The organism is Streptomyces sp. NBC_00096, assembly GCF_045041305.1.
In the GTDB taxonomy this organism is placed as follows: domain Bacteria; phylum Actinomycetota; class Actinomycetes; order Streptomycetales; family Streptomycetaceae; genus Streptomyces.
In genome coordinates, this window is record NZ_CP108221.1 from 1,424,107 (window position 1) to 1,437,660 (window position 13,554).

Sequence of the window (13,554 nt, forward strand, 5' to 3'; positions counted from 1 at the left end):
CTCCCGGGCCCGCCCCGGCACCCCGCACCGGATCTCGAACTAACACGCACTTCGCCGTCCACAGGTCCCGAGCGGCATTCGTCCGATGTCCGAGCCATCGGGTTGCATGGGGGCATGAACGCAGACCTGAGGTCCTCGGCCGACTCCGTACTAGCCCGTCTCGTGGGCGATCCCACGGGCACCGCACGGCTGCGTGAGGACCAGTGGCGGGCCATCGAGGCCCTGGTTGCGGACAAGCGGCGGGCGCTCGTGGTGCAGCGCACGGGCTGGGGCAAGTCCGCGGTGTACTTCGTCGCGACCTCCCTGCTGCGCGCGAGCGGCGCGGGTCCCACCGTGATCGTGTCGCCGCTGCTCGCGCTCATGCGCAACCAGGTCGAGGCCGCCGCCCGGGCCGGGATCCATGCCCGCACCATCAATTCTGCCAATCCCGAGGAATGGGAATCGATCCAGGCCGAGATCGCGGCGGGTGAGATCGACGTGCTGCTGGTGAGCCCGGAGCGGCTCAACAATCCGGATTTCCGTGACCAGGTGCTCCCCAAGCTCTCCGCCGCGACCGGTCTGCTCGTCGTGGACGAGGCCCACTGCATCTCGGACTGGGGGCACGATTTCCGCCCCGACTACCGCCGTCTGCGCACCATGCTGGCCGATCTCCCGCCCGGCGTCCCCGTCCTGGCGACGACCGCGACGGCCAACGCCCGTGTGACCGCCGACGTGGCCGAGCAGCTGGGCACCGGGGCCGGTACGGACGCCCTCGTCCTGCGGGGCCCGCTGGACCGGGAGAGCCTGAGTCTGGCCGTGCTGACGCTGCCCGACGCGGCCCACCGGCTGGCCTGGCTCGCCGACCACCTCGACGAGCTCCCCGGCTCGGGGATCATCTACACGCTGACCGTGGCGGCCGCCGAGGAGGTCACCGCGTACCTCCGCCACCGCGGGCACACCGTTTCCTCGTACACCGGCAAGACGGAGAACGCCGACCGCGAGCAGGCCGAGAACGATCTCCAGGCCAACCGCGTGAAGGCCCTGGTGGCCACCTCGGCGCTCGGCATGGGCTTCGACAAGCCCGACCTCGGCTTCGTCGTGCACCTCGGCTCGCCCTCCTCCCCCATCGCCTACTACCAGCAGGTCGGCCGCGCCGGCCGCGGCGTGGAGCACGCCGAGGTGCTGCTGCTGCCGGGCCGCGAGGACGAAGCGATCTGGCAGTACTTCGCCTCCGTCGCCTTCCCGCCGGAGCAGCAGGTGCGCCGCACCCTGGAAGTGCTGGCCGATGCCGGCCGGCCGCTGTCCCTGCCCGCTCTGGAGCCGCTGGTCGATCTGCGCCGCACCAGGCTGGAGACCATGCTCAAGGTCCTCGACGTGGACGGCGCCGTGCACCGGGTCAAGGGCGGCTGGACCTCCACCGGCGAGCCTTGGGTGTACGACGCCGAGCGCTATGCGTGGGTCGCCCGGCAGCGGGCCGCGGAACAGCAGGCCATGCGGGACTACGCGGCCGGCACCGGCTGCCGCATGGAGTTCCTGCGCCGCCAGCTCGACGACGAGGAGGCCGTGCCCTGCGGCCGCTGCGACAACTGCGCCGGGGCCCGGTTCACGGCGGAGGTCTCCTCGACCGCGCTGGACACCGCCCGCGGGGAGCTCGGCCGGCCCGGCGTGGAGCTGGAGCCCCGCAAGATGTGGCCCACGGGTCTCGCGGCGGTCGGCGTGGACCTCAAGGGCCGCATCCCCGCCGGCGAGCAGGCATCCACTGGCCGGGCGCTGGGCCGCCTCTCCGACATCGGCTGGGGCAACCGGCTCCGTCCGATGCTCGCGGCGCAGGCCCCCGACCAGCCGATTCCGGACGATGTGGCGCAGGCCGTGGTGGCGGTTCTGGCCGACTGGGCCCGCGGCCCCGGCGGCTGGGCCTCCGGCGCCGCGGACGCGCCCGCCCGGCCGGTGGGTGTGGTCGCGCTGCCCTCGCGCGGCCGCCCGCAGCTGGTCGGCTCGCTGGCCGCGCGGATCGCGGAGGTCGGGCGGATGCCCCTGCTCGGGACGGTGGCGTACACGGACCAGGCACCGGAGTTCGGCCTGCCCTCCTCGAACAGCGCACAGCGGGTGCGCGGCCTGCACCAGGCACTGACCGTTCCGCCGGAGCTCGCCGCGACGCTGCGGGAGGCGGCGGGACCGGTCCTGCTCGTCGACGACCGCGCCGAGACCGGCTGGACCCTCGCGGTCGCCGCCCGCCTGCTGCGGCGGGCGGGCGCCAAAGAGGTGTTTCCGCTGGTGCTGGCGCTCCAGCCGTAGCCGAATGCGTCATCTTCGGCGTGGCGGGGCAAGGATATGAACGGCATACCGGCGAATTCCGGTCTGCGGCTCCAATTGCTCGTTGCCGCATGCTCACGGGCCACGCGAGAATTGCGTTGCTCCCGCTCGGCTCGACGGCACTCTCCTGGGCCGCGCCGCGGCGCGCCCGCACTCCAGCCGTGCCCGTTCGCGGGCGTGTACCCGAAGGGAGGACCGTGACCTTCGGATTCGCCCCGCCCTCGACCACGTCCCTGACAACGGCCACCGGCGGCGTCAGCCGGCACGGCAGACTGCTCGAACCCTCCGAGTGGACGGCGTCGGGTGTCCCCTTGCTGCGCAATCCGCGTGAAGTCGTCAGCGGACTGCACTCGCGGCACAGCCCCGTACCGTCCACGGCCGTGATCGCGATCCTGGGGCCCGAGGAAAGGCTCGTCGCGAGCGCCTCCTTCGTACAGCGCTCCGTCTCGGCCGACGGCTGGGAGTACCGCAACGCCCTGCTCTCCCGGCTGCGCCGGGTCATCCCCCACGACCTGCGGCGGCGGACCCCGGTGCGGACGGCGGTGCTGCTCTACTGCCGCGACGGCGACGAGCGGTGGACCGAGGAGGACGGGGCCTGGATGTGGGGGCTGCGGGACGCCTGCACCCTGCACGGGCTGCGGTGCGGCGCGTACATCACGCTGACCCGGGGCGGCTGGCAGGTACTGGGCGAAGGCCGTGGCGGCCGCCGCCCCAGCTCGGACTCCCGGCCCGAGCGCCTCGGCGACACGGTGTCCGAGTTCGCCCCGCTCGCCCTGCGCACCGGGGGCGGAGCCGCGGAGGCCCTGCGCCGCACGGCCGCACGCTGAGCCCGTAACCCCCGCCGGCCCCCAGGACCTTGCGGAACCCGCGGATGGACCCGCAGAACCGGTGGACGGACCCCGCGGAACCTGCCGGACGGACCCTGCGGAACCCGATTGCCCGATTGCCCGATTGCCCAAAGCCTCCGGCGCCCACGAAAGCACGCGGGCACGAAAGCACGCGGGCACGACCAATGGCCGTACACCCGGAAACGGGCGTACGGCTGGTCAGGCCTCGGACTTCGGCAGGGCCGGCTGTTAGCCCACCCCGCCCCTCGACCGTGCGGGGGGACGGGACGTCAGACGCCCGCCCCCAGCACGGAGTTGATCTGCTGCGGTTCGCCGCACACGATCAGCAGCGCACCGGCCCGCGCAAGCGCGACCGGCAGGCTTCCGGCAGCCGCGTCGACCGGTCCGCCGTTGGCCGCGAAGACCACGACGGGACGGCCGGCGGCGCGCTGTACCTGCGCCGCGTCCGCGTAGAAGACGTCGTCCCCGGCATCGTGCAGGGCCCAGTACGCGGCCTCGCCGAAGGACAGCTCGTGCGCGGCCCACGGGTGCGGGTCGCCGGTGGTGAGCACCAGGATGTCACCGGGCGCGCGCCCGGTGTCGAGCAGCAGGTCCACGGCCTCTTCGGCCGCGTCCAGCGCGCCCTCGGCGGACGCCGGGATCAGCTGGATCTGCGGTACCGCGGCCGAGACCGAGGGCGCGGCGGCAGCGGTGACGGTGGCCGCGGGAACGGGCCCGGGGGCGGTCTGCGGCGACCGCTGCGCGGGCGGTGCGGGGCTGGGGGCGACTCCCGCGCGGCTTGCCGCCGCGGGAGAGGGGCCGGGGCGTCCGGGCCGGGGCGCGGGCACGGGACGCGGACCAGGTACGGGGCGGGGGGTCTGCGCGGTGCGGCTCGCGGCCGGCGTGACGCGGGGACCCTGGGCACTCTCGTGAATCTGAGGCTCCTCGGGGGTGGGGGTGAGAGGCATGCGTTGACATCTATCAAACACCGGTACGAAACGTACCGGTGGGTGGTACGTGTGTGCGATCAGAAATCGAAGCCGAGTTGGCCTCCGTTTTCCAGCTCCATCGATTCCTCGCTACGGCGCACCTTCTTGAGGTGGCTCCAGCGGGGCAGCGCGTCGAGGTAGGACCACGAGAGCCGGTGATGGGCGGTCGGCCCCAGCTCCTCCAGCGCCGCCCGGTGCACGGGCGAGGGATATCCGGCGTTGGCGGCGAAAGCGAAGTCCTCGATTCCGCCGCCCTGTTCACCGATCTCGGCCATCATCCGGTCGCGCCGGACCTTGGCGATCACCGAGGCCGCGGCTACGGCGACACAGGACTGGTCGCCCTTGATCACCGTCCGGACCTGCCAGGGTGCACCGAGGTAGTCGTGCTTGCCGTCGAGTATCACCGCGTCGGGCCGCACGGGCAGCGCCTCCAGGGCGCGCACCGCGGCGAGGCGCAGGGCTGCGGTCATTCCGAGCGCGTCGATCTCCTCCGGGGAGGAGTGACCCAGGGCGTAGGCGGTGACCCAGTCCTCCAGGACGCCGACGAGCGCGTCGCGTCGCTTGGGGGTGAGCAGTTTGGAGTCGGTGAGTCCCGCGGGCGGCCGGCGCAGACCGGTGATCGCCGCGCATACGGTGACGGGACCGGCCCAGGCCCCTCGTCCGACTTCGTCGACCCCGGCGATGACCTTGGCGCCGGTGGTCGCTCGGAGGGAGCGTTCGACGGTGTGAGTGGGTGCTTCGTACGGCATGGCGCCAGCAAGGTTACGCCGCCTCGGGCCGCCTGCACACCCCGACCCCACCCCGACCCCTCCCCGTCTCACGCCCTGAGCAGCGGCACCATCACCCCGTCGATCATCTCGGCGATTTCCTCGTCCGCCCATTCGCTTCCGCACACCTTCGCGCGGTACATCATCATCGCCGGGATGACGTCGGCGAGAAGCGGACCGGTCGCGTCCGGCCGGACGTCTCCCCGGTCGATTCCCCGTCGCACCAGCTCTCCGATCAGCCCGTGCGCCGGTTCGTGCAGCCCCGACCAGATCAGGCCGCGGAACCGGTCCGCATGACCGTGATCGCACTCGTGAAGCACCGCCCGCAGGGCCTGCCCGGCCCGCGACCGCATGACCTCCCGCATCCGCACGCACAGTGCGTACAGGTCCTCGCGCACCGAGCCGAGGTCCGCGATCCGGCCGAGCGGCGGCAGCGCCGTCCGCAGCGCGTCGGCCACCAGGTCCGCCTTCGAGGGCCAGCGCCGGTACAGCGCCGCCTTGCCGGTGTGCGCGCCCGCGGCCACGCCCTCCATGGTGAGGGAATTCCAGCCAACGGTGCTCAGCTGCTCCAACGCGGCGTCGAGAATCGCCCGTTCGAGTTCGGGTCCACGCCTGCGTCCCGGGGACGCCGCCGACCAGCGTGAACCCACCACTCCCGCACCTCCGACCGGCTCGCGCGTCCCTCGCACGTATCTTCAGCCTTAGTGAACGCTTGCGTTCACTAAGGCTGACTCCCTACCGTGGAATCGCCGTGAACGCACACGTTCACTATTTCACTTGGGGGGATCCACAGTGACAACTCCTCAGCTCTCCAAACTCCGGATACCGGGCGCGGCCCGCCGGGAGGGGCGCCCGGGAGTGGCGCTCGCCGTCATCGCCGCCTGCCAGCTCATGGTCGTCCTCGACGCGACGATCGTGAACATCGCGCTCCCGCACATCCAGACCGACCTGGCCATCTCGACCACCGACCTGTCCTGGGTGATCAGCGCCTACACGCTCGCCTTCGGCGGTCTGCTGCTGCTCGGCGGCCGCGCGGGCGACATCCTCGGCCGGCGCCGGGTCTTCATGACCGGCATCCTGCTCTTCACCCTGGCCTCCCTCCTCGGCGGTTTCGCCCAGGAACCCTGGCAGTTGCTCGCCGCCCGGGCGCTCCAGGGCGTCGGCGGCGCCATCGCCTCGCCGACCTCCCTCGCGCTGATCACCACCACCTTCGCCGAAGGGCCCGAACGCAACCGCGCCTTCGGCGTGTTCGCCGCCGTCTCCGCGGGCGGTGGCGCCATCGGCCTGCTGGCCGGCGGCATGCTCACCGAATGGCTCGACTGGCGCTGGGTCTTCTTCGTCAACGTGCCGATCGGACTGCTCATCGCGTTCCTGGCCCCGCTCTACATCAACGAGTCCGAACGGCACCCGGGCCGCTTCGACATCGCCGGAGCGCTCACCTCCACCGGCGGAATGACGGCGCTCGTCTACGGATTCATCCGCGCTTCCCAGGACGGCTGGCGCGACGGCGTGACCATCGGCTCGTTCACCCTGGCCGTCCTCCTGCTCGCCGCCTTCGTGCTCGTCGAGTCCCGGGCGGCCGATCCGATCATCCCGCTGCGCATGTTCACCGAGCGCAACCGCACCGGCACCTACGTGATCATGCTCAGCCTCGCCGCCGCGATGTTCGGCATGTTCTTCTTCATCGTCCAGTTCGTACAGAACGTACTGGGCTTCTCCCCGATCCAGTCGGGCATCGGCTTCCTGCCCATCACGGCCGCCATCGTCACCGCCGCCGGACTCTCGCAGCGCCTGCTGCCGCGCTTCGGCCCCAAGCCCTTCATGGTCATCGGCGCCGGCCTCACCGGCGCCGGCCTCACCTGGCTGACCTTCATCGAGCCCGGCAGCTCCTACGTCTCCGGGGTACTGGGTCCGATGGTGCTGTTCGGCTTCGGCATGGGCCTGAACTTCGTCACCCTCACCCTCACCGCCGTCTCCGGGGTGGCCCCGCAGGAAGCGGGCGCGGCCTCCGGGCTGCTCAACGCCAGCCAGCAGGTCGGCGGCTCGCTCGGACTGTCCATCCTGGTCACCGTCTTCGGCACGGCCAGCCGCAACGAAGCCCACACCCAGGTACCGGACTTCATGGCGCACGCCGACCAGGGACAGCTGGCCGCCTTCCGGCAGACCGGTCGGCTACCCGACCCCTGGGGGGACTTCGTCCTCACCCAGGGCATCGCCACCGCGTTCATCGCCGCCGTGGCCATGGCGGGCGTCGCGCTCGTCACCGCGCTGGTGGTGATCCGGGTGCGCAAGAGCGACCTGGAAGCCCTGAACGGAGCCGCCGCCGAGGCCGGTCCGGTCGCCTGAGCGAGCGGTCCCGTACGAGGGCCCCGGCGCGGGCAAGCCGACCGCGCCGGGGCCCTCCCGTGGCGGCCTAGTACTCGGTCCGGGCCCTGAAGGTTCCGAGGCGCTTGCACTCCTCGTACGAGGCCTTCACCGGGCGCTCGCGCAGGATCTCCCGGGCCCGGCGCTCCCCCAGGCTCATCGCGTACCAGGGCGTCCTGCCCGCCTTCGCCAGCTCTCCGCCGATCCCGCGCAGGGCGCAGGAACGCTGGGGCTCGGGCAGCCGGTCCAGGCCGGGCACCGCGTCCGCCGACAGGGACTGGAAGTAGGCCAGGTCGATCTTGCCGTCCTGCTCGTACCGCGTCACATTGCCCTCCGCGACCATCCCGTCCGGGGACATCAGCCCGAAGGCCAGTACGGCGGCCATCGCGCTCCCGGCGACCGCGCGCGGCAGCCAGCGCGCGCCGAACAGCCCGCCGGCCATGATCAGTACGATGACCAGCCCGAGCCACAGCTCCACGCCCGCGACCGACACGCGCAGCCTGGTCAGCCCGTACGCGTCCACGTAGAGGTCCATGCGGTGGAGCGCGGAGGCGACCACGACGAGGGTCAGCGTGCACAGCGTGCCGAGCACGCTGCGCACCAGCCTCCGGTCGCCGGCTCCGCCGCGCGGGGCCCAGCGCAGGGCGAGCGCGATGACGGCGAGGGTGAGCAGGGTGGCCCAGAGCAGCTGCCAGAAGCCCTGGCGCGCGTACTCGGCGTAGGTGAGGCCGGTGGCCTCCAGGACCTTGCGGTAGCCGCCGAAGAGGACGGTGAGCTGGACGGCGTTGAATCCGGCGAAGAGCAGGTTCAGCACGACGAGCGGAAGGGCCCACTCCACCCGGGAGCGCGCCTTCCCCGGGCGCACCTGGATGCGGTCCCAGCGCGAGGGCGCGGCGGCGGTGCGGGCGACCGTGATCGCGATGAGGAGGCCCAGCGGGAAGAGCAGCAGGCGGACCGGCCCGTCCACTCCGCTGAAGTCGGGGGTCAGCCCGCTCAGCACGTCCGCGAAGGCGGCGTCGGCGGAGGCGAACAGCGTCCCGAACAGCGCCAGCAGGACCACCGCCACCAGGACGGCCTTCGCCACCGGCAGCCATCGGTGCCTGCTCCCCCGGCCGCGCGAGCGCAGGCCGCTGAAGACCCAGCGCACCCCGAGGACGGCGGAGTCGACGAAGCCGACGGGGCCGAGCAGGATCCCCGGCCAGGTGCGGCTGCCGTGCAGGGCCAGCGCGCCCGTCAGGACGGCGGCGCACAGGGCAAGCGTGGACGGCCAGCCGGAGTCGCGCAGGGCGGGCACGGCGAGCAGCGCGAGGCAGCCGATCGCCCAGAGCGCGGTCCACGGGTGCAGGCCCCGACCGGCCCGGCGGGCTGCCACGCAGGCGGCGACGAGGGCCGGCAGCACCGCGAGGAGCAGGCCGGGACCCAGCCCCTCGCCGAGCAGCAGGGACACCGCGATGCCGGAGGCGAGTACGGCGCCCAGCACCGCGGTCGGCACCGGCGCCACCGCCGCGGGCCGGGCCGCCTCGGCCCAGGCGAGCGGTGCCAGCGACCAGGCGCCGGAGGCGGTGCGCTGCCTGCGCAGTTGGTGGGTCTCCCAGGCCTTGGGATCCCAACCCGGCGGCGCGGACGGTTGCGGTGTCCGTGCGGGCGGAGCGGGCGCGGGCGGAGCGCCTGCCGCTTCGGCCCCCGTGCCTTGCGCGGCAGCCGGGGCCTGCGCGGCTTGCGCGGCTCCCGCGGCCTTCTCGGCTCCCGCGGCGGCCTCGGCCGCCGCAACCCCCTCGGCCTCCGCGGCCTTTTCGTTCGTTCCCTCGGTGTTCTCAGACATCGGCTTCCCCTCCCCTGCCGGCCGCCCCCAGGCATCGTTCGGGGGCGGCGAGCGGCCAGAGTAGGCCGGTGCCATGCAGTTTTGAACAGGATCAAAAGAACCCTGTGGCAGGACCGTGACAAACGGAGGGGTGTGAACCGGCGCGGACCACCGCTACCGCGCCGCCTCCGGCAGCCAGGCCGGCAACGCCTCGGTCCGGGCCAGCCAGGCCTGCGGCAGCGCCTCGTCCCCGCGCGCGCCCAGCACGCCGCCGACGATCGCGCAGGTCGTGTCCACGTCCCCGCCCACCTGCGCGGTGGTCCAGAAGGCCCGCTCGTAGTCGTCCAGGCAGCGCGCCGCCGACCACAGGGCGAACGGCACCGTGTCGTGGGCGCTGGTGCGCCGCCCGCAGCCCAGTACGGCCGCGACGGTCGTCGCGTCCCCGTAGTCCAGCATGTCGCGCGCCCGCCGCACCCCGGCGCCCACCGCGCTGCGCGGCACCAGCGCGATCACGCCGTCCAGCAGGTCGGCGGCGCTCGGCGGCCCGGCCGGATCGGCCGCGAGCGCCGCCGCCGCGGCCACGGCCATCGCCCCGCACACCGCCTCGCGGTGCTGGTGCGTGGTGTAGGCGGAGATCTCCGCCTGGTGGGTGGCCTGCTCCGGGTCGTCGGCGTACCAGGCGCCCAGCGGTGCGACCCGCATGGCGGCGCCGTTGCCCCAGGAGCCCTGCCCGTTGAACAGTTCGGCGGCGAGCGTGCGCCAGTCCGCGCCCTCGCGGATCAGGCGCAGCATCCGGTTCACGGCGGGCCCGTAGCCGCGGTCGAAGTCGTGGTGGCGGGCGAAGGAGGCGGCCAGCGCGTCCTGGTCCACCCGCGCGTGCCCGGCGAGCACGGCCACCACCGAGCAGGCCATCTCGGTGTCGTCGGTCCACTGCCAGGGATCGCTGCCGGCGGGCAGCTCGCGCCGCTTGAGCAGCGGGTAGTTCACGGGGACGAAGTACTGGGAACCCAGTGCGTCACCCAGGGCCAGCCCGCGGAGGCTGGCCATGGCGCGTGCGTAGCGCCTTTCGGGGGAGGAGTCAGAGGTCATCCCGCGTCACTCTAGCCGTCGAGGTCGTAAGGCTCGGGTGTGGTCCACCGCTCAAACGGGCGGTCCATCCGGTAGCGGCCGTCCGGACCCAGCAGCAGGACCCGGTATTCGCCGTTCCCGGGGTTGGAGAGCGCCTCGAATTCGGCCACGGACCAGTGGAACCACCGCATGCAGAACAGTCTCATCGTCAGCCCGTGGGTCACCAGCAGCACGTTCTCCGGATGGTCCGGGGCCTCGAAGCTGCGGTAGAGGCTCTCCAGGAAGGCCCCGACCCGGTCGTACACGTCCGCGCCCGACTCCCCTTGCGCGAAGCGGTAGAAGAAGTGCCCGTACGCGTCCCGGTACGCCTTCTGCAGCCGTACGTCGTCCCGGTCCTGCCAGTTCCCCCAGTCTTGCTCGCGCAGCCTCGGCTCTTCGCGCATCCGCACGCGCGCCGGGTCCAGCTGCAGCTCCCGGAAGGTCTGCAGGGTCCGGCGGTACGGGGACACGTACGCGCTGATGTGCTCGTCCCCGAAGAGCTCGCGCAACCGCACGCCGGCGTCCGCGGCCTGCTCCCGGCCGGTGCGGGTCAGCCTCAGGGCGTGGTCGGGCTCCCGCTCGTACACAGTGTCGTCGGCATTGCCCTCCGATTCCCCGTGCCGGACAAGGACGATGCGCCGTGGTCGTACCATCCCACGACCCTATTCGGCCACCGACGGGCACACCGACCGGGGCACGCCGGTCGAGCGCGCCGGTCGGCGGCCCAGCGGCTGCCCGGTGGTGGCCCGCCGGTCAGCCCGCAGGCCATCCCGCCTGTCAGCCCGCCTGTCAGCCCGTCGTCCGGGTGGTCCTACGGTCATACCGTCCAGGAGGATTCGAGGTCGACGACATCCCCGGTGAGGGCCTCCACGTCGGCCTGGATCTGGGCGCGCAGCGACAGCCGCTCGACGCGCTCCTGGCGGTACTTGCCGTGCTCGGCCGCCGCGTGCCACATCGACAGCACCAGGAACTCCCGGCCGGGAGCTTCGCCGAAGAGGCCGCGGACCATGCCGGGCGAGCCCGCCATGGCCGGATTCCACACCTTTTCCTGCATGAGCGCGAAATGGTCCACGCGACCTTCCCGCACCCGGGTGTGGGCGACCCGGACGACGTCGGCGTCGGTGAACCGGGGTTCGAAGCCGGTCTTCACGTCGAAGCGGTGGTCGAAGAGCGTGACCCGCGCGTCGGTGTAGGTGCCGTTCTGGGAAGCGGCCAGTCTGTCGTGCGACCTGGCCATGAAGGAGTCGTAGAAGGAACGGCTCTCCCAGAACGCGAAGACATGCGCCACCCCCTGCCGGCCCCGGCTCCAGCCGCCACCCTGCCCCCGGAAGCCCGGTTCGCCGGGCAGCCCCGCCCATTTGCGCTGCCCGCGCTCGAACCCGCGTCGGTCCGTCACCGTGCAGCGAATCCACTTGACCAGCACTGCGCCATCGTACGGGCCCGGCGGGGCCCGGGTCAGTCCTCGGCGCGGTACATCCGAAGGAGTTCGTCCGCGTCCCGCCCGGACAGCCGAAGCCCGAACTCCCGCTCGAGCAGGGCGAGCAGTTCCTCCTGCGCGACCTCCCGCCGCTCGAGCCGCCCGTCGGGACGCAGCCGGGAGAGCTCCCGCCCCACGAGTGCCAACCGGTCGGAGCCGCCCGGGTGCTGGACGATGACCCGGCCGACGAAGGCGGAGCGGGGGTGCGAGGAGCTGTAGTGGTTCAGCACGACGTAGTCGACGGGGTGGTAGGGCTGCGGCGAGAAGGCGTACAGGTCCCGCCAGGCGCCTTCGCGCAGGGTGCTCAGCACCAGGACGCCGTCCGCTTCCTCCCGGACGCGGAACACCCATTCCCCCTGCCGGACCTCCGCTCCGGGGCGCGCCAGCGGCACGGGCTCGCGCGGCCCCTGCCAGCCGAACCCGGCGTCGCAGAGCCACGGTTCCCCCTCGACGGTGACGACGAGGACGGCGTGCGTCACCGCGGTCAGGGAGTCCCCCCGGCTGCGGTTGCGGGCGCCGCGTCCGGAGACCTCGAAGCCGATCCGCTCCAGGGCGGCGGCCAGCAGGGTGTTCTGCTCGTAGCAGTAGCCGCCGCGGCGGTCGTGCACGAGCTTGTCCTCGAGCTCCTTGACGTCCAGCCCGACTGGGCGGCCGAACAGCACGTCCAGGCTCTCGAAGGTGATCGCACCGGTGTGGGCCCGGTGTACCGACTTCAACGTCGGGAGGTCCGCGCGGAGTTCCCCGCCCTCCCAGCCGATCCTCGCCAGATAGGCGTCCAGGTCCAGCTCCTCACCGCTCCACATGGTTCCCACGACTCCCACGACTCCCATGGCTCCCCCGCTCGACGCACCGCGATATTCCGGGGCGCCCTGTCGTGGCGCCCCGCACAATGGTCATCATGGCCGCCCTGCACACCAACCCGCTCTTCACCCGCCTGGCTTCGGCCGAGCGGATCCTCGTCGCCGGCGCCGGCGGCGGCTTCGACATCTACTCCGGCCTCCCGATCGCCCTCTCCCTCCTGCACCAGGGCAAGGAGGTCACGCTGGCGAACCTCTCCTTCAGCGCGCTCGAAGGCCTCCCGGCGGACGACTGGGCGGCCCCGGACCTCGCCGCCGTCACCCCCGACTCCGCGCCGCACCAGACGTACTTCCCGGAGCGGACCCTGGCCCAGTGGCTCAAGCTGCACGGGTACCCGTCCACGGTGTACGCCTTCCCGCCGGTCGGAGTGCAACCGCTGCGGGCCGCCTACCGGGCGCTGATCGACCTGCACCGCATCGACGCGGTGGTCCTGGTCGACGGGGGCACCGACATCCTGATGCGGGGTGACGAAGCCGGACTGGGCACGCCCGAGGAGGACCTGACCAGCGTGGCGGCGCTGGCCGCGCTGGACGACGTACCCGAGCGCCTCGTCGTCTCGGTCGGTTTCGGCGTGGACGCCTACCACGGGGTGAGCCATGCGCTGGTGCTCGAGAACATCGCGGCGCTGGAGCGCGACGGGGCCTACCTCGGCGCGTTCTCGGTGCCCCGCTCCACCCGTGAGGGTGCGCTGTACATCGATGCCGTGGCCCACGCCCAGGACCGCACTCCGGACCATCCGAGCATCGTGAACGGCTCGATCGCGGCGGCCGTGCGCGGCTCCTTCGGCGACGTCCGGTTCACCACGCGCACCCGGAACAGCGAGCTGTTCGTGAACCCGCTGATGTCGCTGTGCTTCGCCTTCGAGCTGACCGGCCTGGCCGCCCGCTGCCTGTACCTGGACCGGATCGAGAACACGCACCTGATGCGTCAGGTGAGCTCCGCGATCGCGGTCTTCCGCGACGAAGTGATCACCCGCCCGGCCCGGACCTTCCCGCACTGAAACGGAGGCGGGGACCGGCATGACACCCGGCCCCCGCTCGTTCGTCCGGCCGTCCCTCAGGCCGTCCCTCAG

At 72.6% G+C, this 13,554-nt stretch carries 12 protein-coding genes; 4 read left to right on the forward strand and 8 right to left on the reverse strand.

Annotated features, from left to right (window positions below):
* Positions 1-114 precede the first annotated feature (114 nt).
* On the forward strand, positions 115-2,274 hold the full coding sequence (locus OG904_RS05930) for a RecQ family ATP-dependent DNA helicase (RefSeq protein ID WP_405488103.1): 2,160 nt from the start codon (positions 115-117) through the stop codon (positions 2,272-2,274).
* Between the two features lie 215 nt (positions 2,275-2,489).
* Complete coding sequence (locus OG904_RS05935) at positions 2,490-3,119, forward strand: hypothetical protein (RefSeq protein WP_405488105.1); 630 nt, start codon at positions 2,490-2,492, stop codon at positions 3,117-3,119.
* 290 nt (positions 3,120-3,409) lie between these two features.
* Here the strand turns inward: OG904_RS05935 and OG904_RS05940 are convergent, their stop codons facing one another.
* The 3 genes from OG904_RS05940 to OG904_RS05950 all read right to left on the reverse strand — a co-directional run bounded on the left by OG904_RS05940 (position 3,410) and on the right by OG904_RS05950 (position 5,528).
* Positions 3,410-4,087, reverse strand: a complete 678-nt coding sequence (locus OG904_RS05940; protein WP_405488107.1) for a hypothetical protein — start codon at positions 4,085-4,087, stop codon at positions 3,410-3,412.
* Between the two features lie 59 nt (positions 4,088-4,146).
* Positions 4,147-4,857, reverse strand: a complete 711-nt coding sequence (locus tag OG904_RS05945; RefSeq protein ID WP_405488109.1) for a ribonuclease HII — start codon at positions 4,855-4,857, stop codon at positions 4,147-4,149.
* 68 nt (positions 4,858-4,925) lie between these two features.
* Complete coding sequence (locus OG904_RS05950; protein ID WP_405488111.1) at positions 4,926-5,528, reverse strand: TetR/AcrR family transcriptional regulator; 603 nt, start codon at positions 5,526-5,528, stop codon at positions 4,926-4,928.
* A 139-nt stretch (positions 5,529-5,667) separates the two neighbouring features.
* Between OG904_RS05950 and OG904_RS05955 the strand changes: the two genes are divergently transcribed.
* The gene (locus OG904_RS05955; RefSeq protein ID WP_405488113.1) at positions 5,668-7,221 is read left to right on the forward strand and encodes an MFS transporter; all 1,554 of its coding nucleotides are present in this window, start codon (positions 5,668-5,670) and stop codon (positions 7,219-7,221) included.
* A gap of 67 nt (positions 7,222-7,288) precedes the next feature.
* On the opposite strand, the gene OG904_RS05960 is transcribed toward OG904_RS05955, so the two are convergent.
* The 5 genes from OG904_RS05960 to OG904_RS05980 form a co-directional block, all read right to left on the reverse strand.
* Positions 7,289-9,061, reverse strand: a complete 1,773-nt coding sequence (locus OG904_RS05960; protein ID WP_405488115.1) for a DUF4173 domain-containing protein — start codon at positions 9,059-9,061, stop codon at positions 7,289-7,291.
* 153 nt (positions 9,062-9,214) lie between these two features.
* Entirely contained in the window at positions 9,215-10,129 is a 915-nt protein-coding gene (locus OG904_RS05965; RefSeq protein WP_405488117.1) for an ADP-ribosylglycohydrolase family protein, read from the reverse strand.
* 11 nt (positions 10,130-10,140) lie between these two features.
* Positions 10,141-10,800: a histidine phosphatase family protein gene (locus tag OG904_RS05970; RefSeq protein ID WP_405488119.1), complete on the reverse strand. Its 660-nt coding sequence runs from the start codon at positions 10,798-10,800 to the stop codon at positions 10,141-10,143.
* A gap of 164 nt (positions 10,801-10,964) precedes the next feature.
* Complete coding sequence (locus OG904_RS05975) at positions 10,965-11,570, reverse strand: YdbC family protein (protein WP_405488121.1); 606 nt, start codon at positions 11,568-11,570, stop codon at positions 10,965-10,967.
* Positions 11,571-11,602: 32 nt separating this feature from the next.
* On the reverse strand, positions 11,603-12,445 hold the full coding sequence (locus OG904_RS05980; RefSeq protein ID WP_405488123.1) for an arylamine N-acetyltransferase: 843 nt from the start codon (positions 12,443-12,445) through the stop codon (positions 11,603-11,605).
* A 77-nt stretch (positions 12,446-12,522) separates the two neighbouring features.
* Between OG904_RS05980 and OG904_RS05985 the strand changes: the two genes are divergently transcribed.
* Entirely contained in the window at positions 12,523-13,482 is a 960-nt protein-coding gene (locus tag OG904_RS05985; RefSeq protein WP_405488125.1) for a DUF1152 domain-containing protein, read from the forward strand.
* The last annotated feature ends 72 nt before the right edge of the window (positions 13,483-13,554 follow it).

Coding starts and splice junctions, on each gene's coding strand:
- OG904_RS05930 (WP_405488103.1), top strand. CDS start 115: ATGAACGCAGACCTGAGGTCCTCGGCCGACTCCGTACTAGCCCGTCTC.
- OG904_RS05940 (WP_405488107.1), bottom strand. CDS start 4,087: ATGCCTCTCACCCCCACCCCCGAGGAGCCTCAGATTCACGAGAGTGCC.
- OG904_RS05945 (WP_405488109.1), bottom strand. CDS start 4,857: ATGCCGTACGAAGCACCCACTCACACCGTCGAACGCTCCCTCCGAGCG.
- OG904_RS05960 (WP_405488115.1), bottom strand. CDS start 9,061: ATGTCTGAGAACACCGAGGGAACGAACGAAAAGGCCGCGGAGGCCGAG.
- OG904_RS05965 (WP_405488117.1), bottom strand. CDS start 10,129: ATGACCTCTGACTCCTCCCCCGAAAGGCGCTACGCACGCGCCATGGCC.
- OG904_RS05970 (WP_405488119.1), bottom strand. CDS start 10,800: ATGGTACGACCACGGCGCATCGTCCTTGTCCGGCACGGGGAATCGGAG.
- OG904_RS05985 (WP_405488125.1), top strand. CDS start 12,523: ATGGCCGCCCTGCACACCAACCCGCTCTTCACCCGCCTGGCTTCGGCC.